The sequence below is a fragment of the Arthrobacter sp. CG_A4 genome (assembly GCF_035985125.1).
Taxonomy (GTDB): Bacteria; Actinomycetota; Actinomycetes; order Actinomycetales; family Micrococcaceae; genus Arthrobacter.
In genome coordinates this window covers 1-1092 of sequence record NZ_JAXCID010000106.1, presented here as the reverse complement: position 1 = coordinate 1092, position 1092 = coordinate 1, and the positions used below count along the sequence as shown (strand labels likewise).

At 60.1% G+C, this 1092-nt stretch carries 1 protein-coding gene; it reads left to right on the top strand.

All coding sequences use genetic code 11. The features are described from left to right. Nucleotides 1-621 (top strand): AfsR/SARP family transcriptional regulator (locus RCH07_RS19215; protein ID WP_326969090.1); only part of this gene is annotated, 621 nt, incomplete at its 5' end. Nucleotides 622-1092: the final 471 nt, after the last annotated feature.

Here is a 1092-nt window from a genome sequence, read left to right as displayed (position 1 = left end):
TATCCCGAGACCAGGGCACTGGAAAGCCTGCGCGTCAGCGTGCATTTGATCTCGAGGCAGCTACCTGGTCTGGTGGTCAATGACGGGACGGTGCTGTCCCTCAGCGAACGGGTCGACGTTGACCTGCACCGGGTTCGTGCTCAGATCCGGGACCTAAACCGGGTTGGGCTCAATGGTAGCGTCGCCTCGTGGCTTCACGATTTACGCGACGCCGAGCTGCTTCCGGGCTGGTATGAGGATTGGGTACTGTTTGAACAGCTCCGGTTGCGGCAGGATCGGCTCCATGCGTTCACCTTGATCTCCCGCGAGTCGCTCTCTCGCTGTGATTATGAGGCCGCCATGGTAGCTGCGGAAGCGGCTCTGGAAATCGAGCCCCTCTATGAAACTGCGGTCAGACTCTTCATTCGGGCTGAAATACAGCAAGGCAACACGGCCTCCGCGCTTCTGGCCTTTGAAAGGTATCAGGGGAAACTCAGGCAGGACATGGGCCTTGTGCCTTCGGAAACACTTCGGCAGCTCGTCGCAGAGGTTCGTGGGCGGAGGATCCGCACTGCGAATGAGCGCCTAGTTCTTGTCCGGCGCCCCTGGTTGGGCCGACAGCCACTCACGCACAACTCTTAGGACTTCGTCCGGATCAGCAGTGGAGACAGTATGTTGTTCGTGCCCGGGTGCCAGTCCATACGTTAACCTGGCGCGGAACCCTGTGTGCTGGTCCTGTTCGTACCAGGTGCGGATAACGAGAGTGCCTGTGGTCGGCAGCTCGGGGTCTGCCCGGTGTTGATCGGCTGTTCCCGACGAACGGCGGTCCCTTGTCATGGCCTTCACCCCCCTTTTCAGTCAGCAAACATGTGGAAGATCGCGGACTTCCAGCATCAGAGACCGCCCGGTGTCAGCTCAGCAGCCCTTTGCCGTGAAGGCCCCGGTGAACACTGAGCCGCCAGCTCCCTTGCTCCTGCGGCAAGAGAATCAGGAGCTGGCTTGCTTTTGCGAAAGATTGGAAAAGGATTCCCTTGGTGGGTCATGTTGCACCCGGCTGGTCCCTGCGTTGCTGTCAAGCTTCATGGGCGGGCTGGGCCGCGGTGTGGAGCAATT